This window comes from Bacillus sp. EKM208B (genome assembly GCF_011800725.1).
GTDB lineage: Bacteria > Bacillota > Bacilli > Bacillales > Bacillaceae > Bacillus > Bacillus velezensis.
Genome location: NZ_JAANHO010000005.1, coordinates 31,990 through 48,329, shown reverse-complemented (window position 1 = coordinate 48,329; position 16,340 = coordinate 31,990). Strand labels below are relative to the sequence as shown.

Sequence of the window (16,340 nt, the reverse complement as noted above, 5' to 3'; positions counted from 1 at the left end):
CGGCTTTTTATCAGTAATTTTGAAAGCGTATTCATTCAAGCAGGAAGGAGGTGACTGTCCGGCTTTTCATTTAGAATCGCTTATAAAAATAAGGAAAGGGATGGTGGCTCATGTTTTTTAAAAAAGGTCTGCACATGACGCTGGTTTTTCTTATGTTTTTCTTTTTCATATCAAGCAGCACGGAAACCGAAGTGTATGCGGCTGATCGGAAGGCTTCAGACAAAAACAAAGTAAGGGTGTGGGTCAGTTCTGAAAAAGATCCGGCTTCCCGTACGTGGTATGACGGGCCGCTGGAAGTGAAATACGCCTTAGACGAACAAACACCGCTTACATTGACAAAAAAGAAGGCTTCTGACTCCGCCGCTGTGTATATTGATCCGTCGCGCCGCTATCAAAGTGTGTTAGGCGTAGGATCGTCCCTGGAAGAATCCACAATCCATAATTTATCAAAAATGACACCCGCAAAAAGAAAAGAAGTGCTGAAAAAACTGGTTGATCCAAAAGATGGTATCGGAATGGACGTTATGCGCATAACGATTGGGACATCTGATTTTACGGCACAGGAATTTTATACGTATGATGATATGCCTGAAGGCCAAACAGATCCTAAGCTCCGTCATTTCTCGATCCAAAAGGATATTGATTTACACATTACAGCAACCATCAAGGAAGCGCTGGCGATAAATCCGGAACTGAAAATCGTTGCCTCGCCGTGGAGCCCGCCGGCTTGGATGAAAACGAATGAAAACCTCAAGCGGGGAAAGCTGAAAGATAAATATATCGGCGCACTGGCTGTTTACTTCCGCAAATTTATTGAGGCGTACGAAAAGCAGGGAATTCCGATTTATGCGATGACCCTTCAAAATGAACCTTTGCTGGAAATCGACTATCCGAGCATGTATATGCCGCCGTCTCAGCAGCGTAAACTGGCACTGGCCTTAAAAAAAGAAATGAAAAAACACGTAATTGACACGAAAATTTGGATTTATGATCACAATGCGAGCGGGGCGTGGAACTATATTCCGCCGATTTTAGATGATAAAAAAGGAAACCGGGCGGCAGACGGCATCGCTTTTCACGATTATGACGGTGACCTTTCCGTCATGTCGGAAATCGGAAAGAGATATCCTGATCAATCTATTCACTTAACGGAGCGGTCTGTCTGGGGGACGGCAGGGGCGGACCGGATCGCGCAGTATTTCCGCAACGGCGCGTCGAGCTACAATGCGTGGGTGACGATGCTCAACAGTCAAATCAAGACGCATCATTGGATAGGCACCCCGGACCCGACGCTGTTTATTCAGGATGCCAAAAACCCTGACCGCTATTGGAATATCCCGATCTTTCATATGACAGGCAACTTTTCAAAATTTATCGACCGGGGAGCAAAGCGGATAGAAAGTAATTACGGCTCCAAAAACACAGTCTCGAATGTATCGTTCCTTAATCCTGATCAATCCATTGTGACAGTCGTAATCAACCAGACATCCGCCGATCAAAAATTCCATGTCGTTTCAGAAAATCGGCAGTTTGAAGCTGTCATCCCGGCTAAAACTGTGGCTACCTACAAATGGAAGCAAAAAAAGTAAAAACCGGCACATTTACGTGCCGGCTTCTTTCTGTTAAGCGCCTTTTTGGTTCAGTTGATCAGAAGGCGCTTTATTGAATAAACCGTCTTTGACGGCGTTTGAAGCCGCTTTTTTTACAAAAAACGGGTTAAGGATAATAACGGCTGCCATGTTAGCGGTCAAACCCCAAAAGCCTTCATATATACCGTGGGCGGATTGGGTGATATTTACCGTGAATGTCACGATAAGACCGACGAGAAGACCGATAATTGTCGCTTCTTTCGTTTGATTCTTCCAAAACAGACTGACGGCGATAGCCGGAAAGATCTGAACCATGCCGGAAACACCGAGAAGCTGAAGGGTAACGAGCGCAGTCGGGAACAGCATGCCGAATAAAAGCGCGAGCCCGATGACGACAAATACCATTGAACGGGTGATCATCGTCAGCTTGCTTGGTGACACATTCGGGTGAATCAAATCCCGATATAAGTTATTCGCAAATAAGTTTGATGCTCCGATGGCCATGATAGAGCAGGGAATCAATGACGCAAGGGCAATCGTGGAGTAAGCAAAGCCCTGCGCGACCCCGCCGTAAGACGTTTGAATCAGCTTCAATAAAGCGAGCCGCGGATTGGTATCTTCCGGCAGGACAAGAAACGCGATAAAGCCGAGAAAAATAACAAGAATCAAAACAATATTATAAAGCGGCAGAAACATGCTGTTTTTGCGGACGGCATCTGCGCTTTTTGCCGTAAATACGCCGGTTGCCGCATGCGCCCACATAAAGAGCGCCAGCGCAGATACGATGGAAGCTGTGATAAACCAAGGAATTCCTTTCGGCCCCGAGTCCGGGATCGTCAGCATTTGCGGCGCTTTTTCAGCCAAAGTGTGAATCATCGGCGTCCAGCCGTGAAAATGGATCAGCGGGAGTGAGACGACCATAAACAGCATAATCACCCACACGAGAATGTCTTTAATAATCGCCGTAAACGTCGGCCCTTTAATTCCGCTGAAAAAAGTATACAGCGCTACAAGAATAAAAGAGATGATGACGACCATATTGACATTAATGACACCCGTTCCGGCCACCTGAAGCGTATCTTGAATTCCGCTCAACTGGAGACAAATATAAGGAATGAGCATAAGAACGCCGACAATCGCGACAAGACTGGCCAAAAGTTTACTGTCAAAACGCTCACGGGCATAATCGGCAAGTGTCGTTAATTTGTGTATTTTTGCCACTTTCCACAGCTTCGGCAGAAAGAAATAAGCGATAAAATACGCCAAAACAGAATACGGGATTGCAAAAAAAGCAACGCTTCCCCCTGTGTAGGCTGTGCTTGTTAAGCCTAAAAACGTATAAGCCGTATAAAGATCCGCGCCGACTAAAAACCAGACGAGGAGCCCCCCGAACCGTCTGCCGCCGACAGACCATTCCTCAACAGAAGTGCGTGATGATTTGTCTCTCCCGGCTATAAAGCCGATGCAGACAACGGTTAAAACGATGACGGCTGTAATGATCAATGCTGTTATATTTGCGGGCATCAGTCCAGTCCTCCTTGTTTCTTCTGCAGCCTATAAATAAGAAACGAACATAATGGAGTGACTGCGATCCATAAAAGCAGCCAGAAATGAAAAAAAGGCAGCCCGATAATGATCGGATGAACCCGATTAGAGACTGACAGCAGGGCCAGCTGGCTGAAAGGGATTAAGATGAGAACGAAAATTAGTGCTTTTCTGACCATTTACTTTCCTCCTGAAACTTGATAATGCTCCTTATCATAGCAGGTGTCAGAAAAGATCACAAGATATTTTTCAGAAAAAAAAGAATTCTATTACTTTTTTAACTGAAACACTTTAGTTGCATCTTCATTCATATTAAATTAGAATAGTTAATATCTCGAAATCAAGATATTTAGGAGTGAATACATTGAATACACAAGGATTGCACCATGTTACCGCATTTGCAAAAGATCCTGCTGAAAATCTTCGGTTTTATACTGAAGTGCTGGGTTTGCGGCTCGTTAAAAAAACCGTTAATTTTGACGACCCGGCCACTTACCACTTTTATTTCGGCAACCAAAACGGAGAGCCAGGCACGATCATTACATTTTTTCCTTTTCAGGGAAGCCGCCCGGGAACCGTGGGAAAAGGGCAGGCCGGAAGAATTTATTTCTCCGTGCCGAAAGGAGCACTCGCATTTTGGAAGCGCCGGCTTGAAGAAAACGGCTTGAATGTAAAAGAACAGATCATGCTGTCTGAACAAGTGCTTCTCTTTAATGATACAGAAGACCTGCCGCTTGCCATAATGGAAGATGAAAGAAGCGGACAGAGTGAATGGACGCCTTCGGGCATTACTGAAAAAGAAGCGATCACAGGCATGAGAGGTGTTCTTTTGTACTCGTACCGTCCTGAAGCAACCATTCAATTTCTCATAGAACGCTTCGGTTATTCAAAGACAGGAGAAGAAAATCAGATTGTCAGGCTGCAATCGGAGGCCCGGATCGGACATATTATAGATGTTGATCTCGCGCCGAAAGAAGCAGGTATCGGCGGTTACGGGACAGTCCATCATGTCGCTTTCCGCACTACCGAAAAAGAGCAGGCGGAGTGGAAGGACATTCTTGCTGCTTCTCATCTTGCTTCATCTGACATTCTTGACAGGTCTTACTTTACTTCAATCTATTTCAGAGAAAGCGGCGGCATTTTATTTGAAATGGCAACCGATGAACCGGGCTTTATGACGGATGAATCCTTTGAAAATCTCGGAACAGAGCTGAAGCTTCCGGAATGGCTGGAAGAGCATCGCAGCCAGATTACAGCTGTTCTGCCCAAAATGGAGAAAGGAGAATGATAATGAAACATGTGTTTGAACAGGGAACGTCAGAGAATGTTCTGCTGCTTTTGCACGGAACGGGGGGAAATGAACATGATCTTCTGTCGCTCGGACGTTTTATCGATCCGAAAGCAAGTTTGCTCGGGGTCAGAGGATCAGTGTCGGAAAACGGCATGCCCCGTTTTTTTAAGCGGCTGAAAGAAGGCGTATTTGACGAGAAAGATTTAATTGAACGGACGGAAGAATTAAAGAATTTTATTGATGAAGCGGCGCAAATGTACGGATTCAGCAGAGAAAACGTGATTGCTGCCGGCTATTCAAACGGCGCCAATATTGCAGCAAGTCTTTTGTTTCATTATAAAGATGTACTGAAAGGAGCGGTTCTGCATCATCCGATGGTGCCGATACGCGGAGTGAAGCTGCCTGATATGGAAGGGCTGCCTGTGTTTATCGGTGCGGGAAAACGCGATCCCCTATGTACAAAAGAAGAATCGGAGGAGCTTTATCAGTATCTGACAGATGCTCATGCATCCGTTTCTCTTGTTTGGCAGGAGGGCGGTCATCAGCTCACACAGCAGGAAGCAGAGCAGGCGAGAACCTGGTACAGTGAGCGATTCCTATAAAAAACCCTTAGTCTGCTTAAGCGGACTAAGGGTTTCTTTCATCTTACAGCCAAGTTGACACTTTAGATACAGGCAGCCGGTTGCTTTTATGCGCCGGCTTAACGGCTTTGCCGATTGAAATCAGCATGACGGGCACGAAACGCTCGCTCACGTCGAATTCCTTAACGAATTGCTCTTTATTGAATCCGCCGATCGCGCAAGTGTCGTAGCCTTTTGCTTTAGCGGCAAGCATCAGCTGCATCGCTGCTAAAGAAGCGTTTAAAAATGCTGAATCACGGGCAAACTGATCATTTTGGTATGCGCCGTTAATCTGGCCTAAAAGCGTTTGTTTAATCTCTTCTGTGATATTGCCTTGCTCAGCCAGTTCAGCATAAACGTCTTCACCATTTTCATTTGCTTTTAAATCGCCTAATACGGCAATAACTGCTGATGAATCAATAATCTGTTTTTGATTAAAAGCAACCGGAAGCAGGGCAGCTTTTGCTTCATCACTGTGAAAGACTTGAAAATGCCAATGCTGAAGGTTCCAGGCGGAAGGCGCTTGCGTTGTGATTTCAAGGAGTTCTGTTAATTCCTCTTTTGTAATGACCGCGTCTTTATCGTATTCTTTAACAGATGCGCGTTCCTTTAAAACGTCTAATACGGATGTCATCATGTTTCCTCCTTCGGATAAACGTGTTATCATAATAGAAAAGTTAGAAGCTTACTAAATGTAACTCGAAAACTAATTTTAATGGATCACAAAAAACTTGTCAATTCATAGATGAAGGGATGAACTCACGTGGGATATACAATGTGTCCTAAAATGGAATCCGCTTTTTCTCTTTTGGGAAAGCGCTGGAACGGCCTCATTATCCATGTACTGATGGACGGGCCGAAACGATTTAAAGATATGACCGAAACGATACCGACAATCAGCCAAAAAATGCTCGCGGAGCGGCTCAAAGAGCTGGAACAAAATGAAATCGTCGAGCGTCAGGTGCTGCCTGAAACACCTGTCAAAGTCATTTATAAACTGACTGATAAAGGCATGGCCCTGCAAGCCGTTTTTCAGGAAATGCAAAAATGGGCAGACAGTTTTTGCGAGCCCGGGGGATCTGCCAACGACACATGTGATGAATAACAAAGGCTGCCCAAGGCAGCCTTTTCTTAATAATAATGTTTACTCGTCATAAAAACCATTAATATCAAAATTGTTCAGATTGAGGTTCAAGCCTTTTAATTGCTTTAATAAAGCATCGAATGTAAGGAAATGATCATTTTTACATTCCGCCGGATCAATCCACTGTTTCCGGTATAACTGAAATGCCGCTTCAATTAAATGATCAGGCGTTACAATAAACCCTAAGCTTACGTCATGGTCCTCACTGTAGCCGAATTCAAACCCGCAGCAGGGGCAAATATCAAATGTTTTTTGATATTCGCCGTTATAAACGGGACTTGTCTCTAATCCTTTAAATCCGCATATCAAACAAGGGTACAACTCACTAACCAACATACATCCCTCTTTTATTCAGTTTGCAATCATTCAGAACAAGCGGGGAGGCCTTTTACAGTTTGCCGGTTAAAAACTGAGCCTCACCAAGCCCGAAGCTCCAATCGGCGTTCCCGTTTTCTGTAATGGAAATCATGACGTCCTCGGGTGATATGCCGCATTCTGTTTTAAGCTGATCAGCCATCAGTTGATATAATGTTTCTTTTTGATGTTCGGTGCGCGCTTTGCTGACAATGCTGATGATGACAAGATCTTTGCTTCTTTTGAAACCGAGCCCGGTATCTTCAATGATAAGCTCATGAGGCCGATGCTGGTGAACGATCTGATAACGGTCCGTTACAGGGACGTCAAAAGCTTTAACCATGGCGTAATGGGCGGTATCCAGTAGTTTTTTTAATGCTGCGTCATCCCGGCCTTCAATAACGTCAAAACGAAGTAATGGCATATTTTATTCCCCCTGATGGTTTTTTATAATGTCGCAACTTGTAAAAAAGTATAACAGTTAATCAAAATGTAATCAAATTATAACCAAAATATTTATACGTTAATGCAATATCAGAGAGAGGCACATGTTGTTACAATCGCCCAATCAATTTCCTCATTTTATGAATACGCTTAAGAATAGGCAGACATAAAGGAGGAAAAACATGTACCCTCGTCATGCATTGTATCGCGGGAATTTCGGTCCTGCCGGATTTCCGGCGAGAAGTCCTTTTTTGTTCGGCGCTCCTTTATTCGGCGGATTTTTAGGCGGTCTTCTCGGAGGCGTAATTGCCACAGGTTTTACAAGACCCCGCTATCCGTACGGGTTCGCCGGTTACGGATACGGAGGCGTCCCATACGGCGGTTTCGGTCCGGGAGCCGGCGGTTATCCGCCATTTTATTAAAGAAAAAACGGCCTGCATCGCGCGGGCCGTTTTTTTTATCTTAAAATCTCCACTTCCGATAAATTGTAGTCTTCCTGTTTTGAAAACATAACTTCAATCATCCCGTCTTTATAGACTGCTTTTGTTCCTTTCCGTTTGACGAGGCTCGGAAGGATGATTTCTTTTTTTCCTTCTCCCAGACTGCTGTTCTCTACAACGAGGCTGTGTGACGTATGCTTAATCCTGATACGGTCGAGTTCCTCTTGTTCTGCGGGAATTTTCGCAAAAACATGATCGGATGTTTCAAACAGGTCAATTTCCGGCTTGGGCGGTTCCGCTTCGACCGGATCGGCCTTTTTGGACATTGGGTCGCGAAAAGGGAACTGTCCGGCATAACCGGCGCCGAATACGCTTTCCATCACTCGGTTGACATATGTCTCGACATCTTTCGGATCAGCATTTTTAAACGTTTCTTTAGAGAACTGATTTTGGAAGGGAAAATATCTGTTCCAATCAAACACGGCATCTCACCCTTTCTTAACGGACAACATAGTATATGCCCGCCGGAAGCTTCCCGTGATATAATATAATCTGTTTACAGAAAGGAAGGGGAAGGCCGTGCAAGGGAATAACGCAAGAAAAGGAATCATTTATACCGCTTGTTCTTTCGCCATGTGGGGGCTGTTTCCGGTCTATTGGAAACTTCTTGAACAAATACCCGCATTGGACATTTTAGCTCACCGGATTTTATGGTCATTTGTTTTCATGTGTGTGCTTTTAACTGTGCTTAAGAAGTGGAAAACCGGATGGCGTGAACTGCGTCTTTTGAAATCGGAAGGGGGCCTGCTGGCGCTTTTTTTCGCTTCCGTTTTAATTTCCGTTAATTGGTTTGTGTACATATGGGCCGTCAATCACGGCTTTTTGCTTGAAGCAAGTCTCGGGTACTACATTAATCCGCTCGTTTCCGTTCTTTTGGGCATCCTATTCTTAAAAGAAAAGCTTAACAAGATGCAAACAGCAGCCGTTTCTATTGCCGGGGCGGCCGTGATCATATCTGCGTTTCAATATGGCGCGGTTCCTTATATCGCATTGCTGCTTGCATTCAGCTTCGGCCTGTACGGCTTATGTAAAAAAAGAACCCGCATGTCCAGCACGATCGGACTGACGCTGGAGACGCTTTTGATTACCCCGGCTGCACTTATTTATTTAGGATATACAGCTGACGGGAGCACTTCCGGGTCCTTGGGGGCAGGAACATGGGCGCTCCTATTTTTCGCAGGCGTATTTACGGCCTTACCGCTGTTACTGTTTGCAGAGGGGGCAAAGCGTCTGCTGCTGTATCAAGTCGGCATTTTGCAATATATAGCGCCGACCATTACCCTTATGCTCGGCGTATTTGTGTATCATGAACCATTTTCCGGGCAAAAAGCGTTTACCTTCATTTGTATATGGGCAGCATTGCTTTTGTTTACCTTTTCACAGATCAAATGGAAGCGGCCGATAAAAAGCCGCTAAGCCTTTCGCTTTCCAGCGATAGCTTAAATTATGTATAATCATTACGAGTATGTAAAGGAGCTGTACAATGGGCACTGATAAAGACATAGCAAAAGCCTATCAGACACTGTGGAATAACCGCACTCTCCCGGCTTCAACTCTTGAAGAAGCGGAGAAGGCAATTGATCTTGAACTGCTTGATCAAAGAACACATCCGAGGCTCCGGAAGTCACCCGAGGAAAAGTTTGCTCTGGCGGTGCAGCGAATTGTAGATTCCCGGCTGCGGCCGATTGAGAAATATGAATTGGTTGAACTACATACGAAGCGTTTGCAATTTTTAAAAGAAGAAAGAGGGGAGCAGCTATGAAAGCGATCATAAAAGAAGATGTGCAAACTTCTTTAGAGCGATATGCCGATCGTCCTGTATATATCCATTTGGAAACAACGACCGGTTCTTATTCAGCGCATCTGAATGAGAAAAACATGACGGTTGTAGCCTATATACGCAATGCAAAAGTGACGTACCATCAGGCGAAAATCAAAGGAAACGGCCCGTACCGCGTCGGTTTGAAAACAGAAGAGGGCTGGATTTACGCAGAAGGTCTGACTGAGTATACAGTAGATGACGAAGACCGTCTGTTAATGGCAGGGCATCTGCCGGGCGGAAAATTGGCGATTTCGCTTCAAATCAGCGAAAAGCCGTTTACAGTTTAAAGAAAAGGGTGAAAATCATGAAAGAACATGTACTCGTCATCCTGCCTCACCCTGATGATGAATCATACGGAGTGGCAGGGCTGATTGCTTTACACAGACAAAAAGATATTCCCGTTACGTATGCATGCGCAACGCTTGGCGAAATGGGCCGAAACATGGGAGACCCTTTTTTCGCGAACCGTGAAACACTGCCGCTGTTAAGAAAGCAAGAGCTGATTGACGCATGCAAAGCAATGGACGTTACTGACCTGAGAATGCTCGGGCTTCGTGATAAAACACTTGAATTTGAAGATGACGAGTGGCTCGCGGATATGATGGAAGAGATTATCGACGATGTAAAACCGAGTCTGATTGTCACATTCTATCCGGAGCACGGCGTCCATCCGGATCATGATGCATGCGGCGAAGCGGTCATCAGAGCGCTTTACAGAAAGAAAAAAGAGGACCGCCCGCGCACACTTTGCATGGCAATCACCCGCAACAGGGAGGAAGCCGTCGGCAAGCCTGATGTCATTCTTGATATTAAAGAGGTTGCCGATATAAAAATGAATGCCTTAAAAGCGCACCGCACCCAAACGGAAGGCATGCTGAGAGAGCTGGAAGAAAAAATAAAAAATAACGAGCCGGTTCTTCAGACATGGTTTGAAGAAGAAGTGTATTGGACATATCCGTGGAAAGACTGATAAAAAAGGGATAAGGCTGAAATGCCTTATCCCTTTTTTTGTGCCAGATCGGAAGCGATCGCTTCCGCAAGCGAAGACCGTATTGATAAATTTGAAAAACTCAGTCCGAGCTGCACCGCGGTTTGGGCGATTTCAGGACGGATTCCGGATAATGTCGCTTTCACGCCGAGCATTCCGAGTGATTCAATTAAGGTGAAAAGCTGTTGGGCAACCATCGTAACAATCATGGCTACGCCCGATAAATCAATGTACAGCTGAGTGATGCGCTTCTCTGAACACTAGTGCAGCGTATTCTCCAAAATCATTTTGGCTCTTGCCGTGTCAATATCCCCGATCAGCGGCAGCAGTCCGACATTGTCAAAAAGCACAATTACCGGCGAGCTCAGCTCGGTGATCAATTCTTTTTGCGCTTCAAGCTGAATGTTTGTGTTTTTATACATTTCCTCTATGAAAATATGAATGACCACATCAAACGATTTGATCAGCGTATGGAATATATCTTCGGCATCTTCTTCTGTCACGGTGTCCGTATGAAGTCTGGTAAACTGCTTGACATGGCCGACATACAAATCACGAACTCTGATAAACTCGCGAATAATATAATGGATGGGAGTTTTTAAATGTTCTTTATCCCGTGCGGCTTTAAACGCCCACTTTTCCAAGGCCGCTGTATATACTTCCTTCTCTTCAGAAAAAATCCGATTGAGTTGATAATTAAACGCCAGATTTTGTTTTTTCAGATTTGTGAGTACAGCCGGGTCAGTAGAAGCATAAACAGAATCAGGATCCGTTTCATGAAGCGTATCAAACCATGTCTGACTGATGTCCTCCGCCCGTTCAGTTAAATAATCGTACAGCAGTTTATGTTTTGGCATTGCTGCTCCTCCTTTATAAAATCATCATTTTTTTCACATAACGCTTTTGCAGTTTCATCAGTCTGAAGAATAAACCGACAGCTCCTGCGGCAAGTCCTGCAATTAACCCGATCCAGTAGCCGTATGCCCCGAGGCCCGTATAAGTGCCGACTGCGTAACCGAGCGGAAGCCCGATAATCCAATACGACACAAAAGCCGCGCCGAGTGTATAGTTGACATCCTTATATCCTCTCAGAGCGCCTTGTATCGGAGCTGCTACGGCATCAGAAAGCTGGAAAAACAGCGCATAGATTAAAAAGTGCTGCGTCAACATGAGCACCGCCGGATCTGATGTATACATTCCGGCGATTTGCGGTCTGAACAGTAAAATGAAAGCCGCCGTGCATAAAGAAAAACTAAGCGCCATCACGATCCCGATATAGCTGTATGAGCGGGCATCTCTATAGCGCTTTGCGCCTGCTTCAAAGCCGACCAAAATGGTCATGGCCATGGATACGCTGAGCGGCAGCATATACAAGAGGGAGGCAAAATTCATTGCCGCCTGGTGGGCTGCAATCGTCACCGTCTGAAAATGGCTCATAAGCAGTGTGACAGCCGCAAAAATGCTCGTTTCAAAAAATACCGCAAAACCGATAGGCAAACCGATTTTCAAAAGTTTTCTGCATTCAGACGGAGAAAAACGGTACAGTTTCCGAAATACAGAGTACCCGGCAAACGGCTCAAATCTGCAGACGATAAAAAAACTGATGGCGCAAATACACCAGTAAGTCAGGGCGGAAGCGAACCCCGCACCGACTCCGCCCAATGCCGGCATGTTGAATTTCCCGAAAATAAATACATAATTTAAAACAAAATTAATAGGCAATGAGCAAAGCGTAATAAGCATTGTGACTCGCGTTTTGCCGAGTGCATCAATAAACGAGCGCAAAACGGTGTACACAAACAAAGGAAAAATACCGAGGGATAAAAATCCTAAAAAGTGTTTTGCGATCGTCCGGACACGAGGTTCCAGTCCCAAATGTCCCAAGATCATATCAACGGTGAAAAAGCCGATCAGGATAACCGCCGCACTGAGAACGGCCGCTACATAAACGGCCTGGATGACGGAAAACGGCACTTCCTTTTGTCTGCCGGCTCCAAACAGCTGCGAAACAACGGGCGTAACGGCCATTAATATTCCTGCAAGGCCCGTATAAACCGGTGTCCACAGGCTTGAACCGATTGCAACCCCGGCTAAATCGGCGGCGCTCACTTTTCCTGACATCACCGTATCCAAAAAGGTGATCAGGGAAAGGCCCGCCTGTGTGATTAAAATCGGAATGAAGATATGTAACAGCTGTCTGACCTTTTGGCCGATCGTGTTCGTTTCTCTCAAGTTAGGTTCCCCGTTTCTTTATTTTAACGAGAGAAATTATAACATTTTATGTATAAAAAGCAATGAAAGCCGGCCTACTCTTTTTTGTCCGGTTTCGGCTTTTTAAACATCTTGGCATAAATGAATGAAAGTGAAATGACCCCTAAAAAAGTGCAGATATATTGCATCAGCCGTGCGAATTCCATATGATGTGCGCCTCCTTTCATGATTATGGTGCACACAGCGGCGCATATCCATGCGCGCGATGCAGAAAATAAGGGAAAGGAGCTGATGTGACATGCGCCACACTCAAATGACGGAAAGCGCGTTTACCGCTGCCGTTCAAACGTATTTGAAACAAATTACGGAGGATGCCGGAATGATACTGCGGACATTGGATGAAAAAGACCAATGCCTTCTTTGCGAATTAGATGAACTGGGACATACGTTTCAGGAAATGCAGGCTGTCGCTTCGTCGTTTTACCTGCAGACATATATCGAACATTTTACGCCTTCCTATACAGAGCTGGCGAGGGCCGTGCAGCATCTGGCGGAAGAAAAACACGGAGCGCTGATTGTGATTGAACGTGCAGATCCGCTGGACGGAATAATACAAAAAGGGACCAGCCTGCATGCCGAGATCAGTGCGGCTTTAATTGAGAGTATTTTTTATCCCGGCAATCCGCTTCACGACGGAGCCGTATTGGTCAGAGAAAACCGGGTTGTATCAGCAGCCAATGTGCTTCCGCTCACAACAAAACATGTCGATCTCAAATACGGGACGCGCCACAGGGCCGCGATGGGTCTTTCGGCCGTGACTGATGCACTCGTGCTCGTTGTTTCAGAAGAAACGGGAAAAATGTCCTTTGCTAAAGACGGCGGACTGTATCCGCTTGTTTCGCCGCGGGCGCTTCATACGAAATAATAAGAAAATGGGAATATTGTACCCATTTAATATTAATAAGGTGAACATCTTTACCTTTTTCTGTATTGATGTTATCGTTTAAATATACATAAAATTTAAAAGAATAGGGAGTGGAAAGATGGCAAATGTATTGATGATCGGCTTTCCGGGAGAAGGCCATATCAATCCGTCTTTAGGAGTCGTAAAAGAACTGAAGGCAAAAGGGGAACATGTCGTATATTACGGCGTGAAGGAATATGAGAACAAAATCGCGTCAAGCGGAGCGGAATTCCGTGAATATGAAGATTTCCGAAAAGATGAATTCGGAAAAAACGCAACGGGTGATGAACAGCGGGACGCTACCGAGTTTTTACTATTAATGATTGAGACTTCCAAAAAAGCCGCTCTCCGTATTCTTGAAGAAGTAAAGGATGAATCCTACGACTACATCCTGTATGATCATCATTTTCTGGCAGGAAGGCTCGTGAGAAACCAGCTGAAACTGCCGGCATATTCACTTTGTACGACATTTGCAATGAATGAAGCATTTATTAAAGAAGTGTTTTCAAATACAAACCTTGTATCAGAGGAATCATCTCATTATCCGGCTTATACCGAAGCGGTCAGCCGGCTCAATGAAGAATTCAGCGCAGACATTAAAACGCCGTATGATATTTTCTCAAATGACGGCAGAAAAACCATCGTGTTTACTTCAAGAGCGTTTCAGCCGAAAGAAGAAGAGTTTGGCGAATCTTATCTCTTTGTCGGTCCGTCCATAACCGAAAGGGCGGCGGCTCAAGATTTCCCGTTTGAACAGCTTGAAGGAGAAAACGTCCTGTTTATTTCCATGGGCACGATTTTTAACAATCAGAAGGAATTGTTTAATAAATGCTTAAAAGCGGCCAGAAACTTTAACGGAAAAGCCGTCATGTCAATCGGCAAACATCTTGATCCGGCGGAGCTTGATGAAATTCCTGAGAATGTCATTGTAAAGCCTTATGTTCCGCAGCTTGAGATCCTGAAGAGAGCGGACTTATTTATCACTCACGGCGGAATGAACAGTACGAGCGAAGGGCTTTACTACAAAACCCCGATGATCGTCATTCCGATGGGCGCAGATCAGTTCGCCGTCGGAAGCCAAGTGGAAAACACGGGCGCGGGCAAGATGTTTAAAAAAGAAGATGTAACAGCCGAACTGCTCACTGAAGCAATAAAAGAATTGAGCGAAAATCCTGAATATCAGACAAAAGCTTCTGAAATCGGAGAATCCCTGAAAGCGGCCGGCGGAGCACAGCGTGCAGCGGAATTGATAGCAGAAGACGTGAAAACTGCCGAGACCCGGGTTCTGTAATCACAGCCGTCACCCGCTTCCTTTAAAGGAAGCGGGCTTTTTTTGATTGTTTTTCGGGAGGATTTTTCACGCCGTAAAGAGAATTGTATGAAAAACAGACAAGAAAGGTGGAATGTCGCGGAAAAAAGCCATGTTATGAAAATGATTCCAAAGTCTTTTGTGAAATGTTCTCAATTTATGTAAAATGTGTGGCATTGGTGATGATCTAAGGCCAAATGAATCGGAATTAATGTCGACTTCTGAATGAATCCTGCATAACAGGCGGCGTCCAAAGAAAAGGAACGTCCCTTTCAGCAATGATAAATAGGAGGTTTTTCGTTATATGAAGAAAAAAATCGCAGCCGGTCTGGCTGTATCTGCAGTAATGACTTCAACCTTCGCCGTGCATCCAGCTGAAGCAAAAACCATTCAAGTAAAAAGCGGCGACTCTCTTTGGAAGCTTTCCCGGCAATATCATACAAGTATTTCAGCCCTGCAGGCGGAAAATAAACTGAAATCAACGATACTCCACCCAGGACAGCGGCTGCACATTCCTGACGGCAGCGGCACACATAAAACGGGTCAAAAAGGAAAACGAAGCACGGGTGCTTACACAGTTACATACGGAGACTCATTATGGGTGATCGCAAAAAAATACAAAATGAGCGTTTCTGAGCTGAGAAGCCTGAACCGTTTGAGTTCAGATGTCATCTATCCCGGCCAGAAACTGAAAATTAAAGGGTCTGCCGGCGGCACGGACGGAGGCGGCAGACAGACAAAGCCTGATAAAGGCGCATCAGGGACTTACACTGTGAAGCCGGGTGACTCGCTGTGGAAAATCGCCAATCAAACCGGCGTCACCATCGCCGAACTGAAAAAGCTGAATCAATTAACATCAGACATGCTGTATCCGAATCAAGTGTTAAAGATCAAAGGTTCACATAACGGAAACAGCGGCACAACACCGCCATCTCATTCAAACCCTTCTGAGAAGCCATCCACTTACAAAGTAAAAGCAGGCGATTCCCTCTGGAAAATTGCTAATCGGTTCGGCATCACCGCTCAGCTCATCAGAGAAAAAAATAAATTGACAACTGATGTGCTTCAAATCGGACAAGTTCTGGTGATTAACGGAACGGGAAAAACAGAAGATCCTGTGCGGCAGCCGGATAACAAACCGGCAAAGCCAAACAAGCCGAATACTCCCGAACCTCCGGTGACAGGGTCAAAGATTGACAGAATGATAGGCGAGGCGAAAAAACATGTCGGCGTGCCTTACCGCTGGGGAGGCAATACGCCTGCGGGCTTCGATTGCAGCGGTTACATCTATTACCTTTTAAATAAGGTAAGCTCTGTTTCCCGTCTGAGCACGGCCGGATATTGGAATACGATGAAACATATCAGCCAGCCGTCAGCTGGCGACTTCGTCTTCTTTACGACATATAAAGCGGGCCCTTCTCATATGGGAATGTATTTGGGCGGAGGAGATTTTATTCACGCAAGCTCCTCCGGGGTTGAAGTTTCAAACTTAAGCAATCCGTATTGGAAAAAAGCGTATTTAGGAGCGCGCAGTTATTTTTAAAAAAAGCCTTTCGGGG

The 16,340-nt window shown here is 45.2% G+C and carries 19 protein-coding genes and 1 pseudogene; 12 read left to right on the top strand and 8 right to left on the bottom strand.

Annotated features, from left to right (window positions below; genetic code table 11):
* The first annotated feature begins 110 nt into the window (after positions 1 to 110).
* Positions 111 to 1,589 carry a glycoside hydrolase family 30 protein gene (locus G9F75_RS10500; RefSeq protein ID WP_167409092.1) on the top strand — a complete coding sequence of 493 codons (1,479 nt, stop codon included), beginning with the start codon at positions 111 to 113 and terminating at the stop codon, positions 1,587 to 1,589.
* Between the two features lie 33 nt (positions 1,590 to 1,622).
* Here the strand turns inward: G9F75_RS10500 and G9F75_RS10495 are convergent, their stop codons facing one another.
* Positions 1,623 to 3,113, bottom strand: a complete 1,491-nt coding sequence (locus G9F75_RS10495) for a sodium:solute symporter family protein (protein ID WP_012117763.1) — start codon at positions 3,111 to 3,113, stop codon at positions 1,623 to 1,625.
* Positions 3,113 to 3,313: a DUF3311 domain-containing protein gene (locus G9F75_RS10490; protein WP_021493919.1), complete on the bottom strand. Its 201-nt coding sequence runs from the start codon at positions 3,311 to 3,313 to the stop codon at positions 3,113 to 3,115. Before G9F75_RS10490 ends, G9F75_RS10495 begins: the two co-directional genes overlap by 1 nt.
* Positions 3,314 to 3,498: 185 nt before the next feature.
* On the opposite strand from G9F75_RS10490, the gene G9F75_RS10485 reads away from it, so the two are divergent.
* Both G9F75_RS10485 and G9F75_RS10480 read left to right on the top strand, forming a co-directional pair.
* Positions 3,499 to 4,422 carry a ring-cleaving dioxygenase gene (locus tag G9F75_RS10485; protein WP_021493918.1) on the top strand — a complete coding sequence of 308 codons (924 nt, stop codon included), beginning with the start codon at positions 3,499 to 3,501 and terminating at the stop codon, positions 4,420 to 4,422.
* 2 nt (positions 4,423 to 4,424) lie between these two features.
* Positions 4,425 to 5,027, top strand: coding sequence for an alpha/beta hydrolase (locus G9F75_RS10480; RefSeq protein WP_021493917.1), 603 nt, complete (start codon positions 4,425 to 4,427; stop codon positions 5,025 to 5,027).
* A gap of 43 nt (positions 5,028 to 5,070) precedes the next feature.
* Here G9F75_RS10480 and G9F75_RS10475 read toward each other — a convergent pair whose 3' ends face one another.
* Positions 5,071 to 5,679, bottom strand: coding sequence for a nitroreductase family protein (locus G9F75_RS10475; RefSeq protein WP_003153727.1), 609 nt, complete (start codon positions 5,677 to 5,679; stop codon positions 5,071 to 5,073).
* Positions 5,680 to 5,808: 129 nt separating this feature from the next.
* Here G9F75_RS10475 and yodB point away from each other — a divergent pair, with 129 nt between their 5' ends.
* A complete protein-coding gene (yodB, locus tag G9F75_RS10470; protein ID WP_003153729.1) occupies positions 5,809 to 6,150 on the top strand; it encodes a transcriptional regulator YodB in 342 nt (113 codons plus the stop codon).
* Positions 6,151 to 6,189: 39 nt separating this feature from the next.
* Here yodB and G9F75_RS10465 read toward each other — a convergent pair whose 3' ends face one another.
* Positions 6,190 to 6,522, bottom strand: a complete 333-nt coding sequence (locus G9F75_RS10465) for a hypothetical protein (RefSeq protein ID WP_395940723.1) — start codon at positions 6,520 to 6,522, stop codon at positions 6,190 to 6,192.
* A 55-nt stretch (positions 6,523 to 6,577) separates the two neighbouring features.
* Entirely contained in the window at positions 6,578 to 6,967 is a 390-nt protein-coding gene (locus G9F75_RS10460) for a tautomerase family protein (protein ID WP_003153733.1), read from the bottom strand.
* Between the two features lie 202 nt (positions 6,968 to 7,169).
* On the opposite strand from G9F75_RS10460, the gene G9F75_RS10455 reads away from it, so the two are divergent.
* Positions 7,170 to 7,409, top strand: coding sequence for a hypothetical protein (locus G9F75_RS10455; RefSeq protein ID WP_003153736.1), 240 nt, complete (start codon positions 7,170 to 7,172; stop codon positions 7,407 to 7,409).
* 35 nt (positions 7,410 to 7,444) lie between these two features.
* On the opposite strand, the gene G9F75_RS10450 is transcribed toward G9F75_RS10455, so the two are convergent.
* Entirely contained in the window at positions 7,445 to 7,909 is a 465-nt protein-coding gene (locus G9F75_RS10450; protein WP_014418128.1) for a hypothetical protein, read from the bottom strand.
* A gap of 97 nt (positions 7,910 to 8,006) precedes the next feature.
* On the opposite strand from G9F75_RS10450, the gene rarD reads away from it, so the two are divergent.
* From rarD to bshB2, 4 genes are all read left to right on the top strand, one after another.
* Complete coding sequence (rarD, locus tag G9F75_RS10445) at positions 8,007 to 8,903, top strand: EamA family transporter RarD (RefSeq protein WP_021493915.1); 897 nt, start codon at positions 8,007 to 8,009, stop codon at positions 8,901 to 8,903.
* 67 nt (positions 8,904 to 8,970) lie between these two features.
* Positions 8,971 to 9,249 (top strand): hypothetical protein, encoded by a 279-nt coding sequence (locus G9F75_RS10440; protein WP_017417975.1) that lies wholly within the window; start codon positions 8,971 to 8,973, stop codon positions 9,247 to 9,249.
* Entirely contained in the window at positions 9,246 to 9,596 is a 351-nt protein-coding gene (locus G9F75_RS10435; protein WP_007611980.1) for a YojF family protein, read from the top strand. Before G9F75_RS10440 ends, G9F75_RS10435 begins: the two co-directional genes overlap by 4 nt.
* A 17-nt stretch (positions 9,597 to 9,613) precedes the next feature.
* Positions 9,614 to 10,279 carry a bacillithiol biosynthesis deacetylase BshB2 gene (gene bshB2, locus G9F75_RS10430; protein ID WP_007407961.1) on the top strand — a complete coding sequence of 222 codons (666 nt, stop codon included), beginning with the start codon at positions 9,614 to 9,616 and terminating at the stop codon, positions 10,277 to 10,279.
* A 26-nt stretch (positions 10,280 to 10,305) separates the two neighbouring features.
* Here the strand turns inward: bshB2 and G9F75_RS10425 are convergent.
* Both G9F75_RS10425 and G9F75_RS10420 read right to left on the bottom strand, forming a co-directional pair.
* Positions 10,306 to 11,154, bottom strand: a pseudogene (locus tag G9F75_RS10425) (STAS domain-containing protein).
* A 13-nt stretch (positions 11,155 to 11,167) separates the two neighbouring features.
* Positions 11,168 to 12,529, bottom strand: coding sequence for an MATE family efflux transporter (locus G9F75_RS10420; protein WP_021493914.1), 1,362 nt, complete (start codon positions 12,527 to 12,529; stop codon positions 11,168 to 11,170).
* A 277-nt stretch (positions 12,530 to 12,806) separates the two neighbouring features.
* On the opposite strand from G9F75_RS10420, the gene cdaS reads away from it, so the two are divergent.
* The 3 genes from cdaS (at position 12,807) to G9F75_RS10405 (ending at position 16,324) form a co-directional block, all read left to right on the top strand.
* Positions 12,807 to 13,433 (top strand): sporulation-specific diadenylate cyclase CdaS, encoded by a 627-nt coding sequence (gene cdaS / locus G9F75_RS10415; RefSeq protein ID WP_014418125.1) that lies wholly within the window; start codon positions 12,807 to 12,809, stop codon positions 13,431 to 13,433.
* 118 nt (positions 13,434 to 13,551) lie between these two features.
* Entirely contained in the window at positions 13,552 to 14,763 is a 1,212-nt protein-coding gene (locus G9F75_RS10410) for a macrolide family glycosyltransferase (protein WP_017417971.1), read from the top strand.
* 322 nt (positions 14,764 to 15,085) lie between these two features.
* Positions 15,086 to 16,324, top strand: a complete 1,239-nt coding sequence (locus tag G9F75_RS10405) for a C40 family peptidase (protein WP_128496681.1) — start codon at positions 15,086 to 15,088, stop codon at positions 16,322 to 16,324.
* The last annotated feature ends 16 nt before the right edge of the window (positions 16,325 to 16,340 follow it).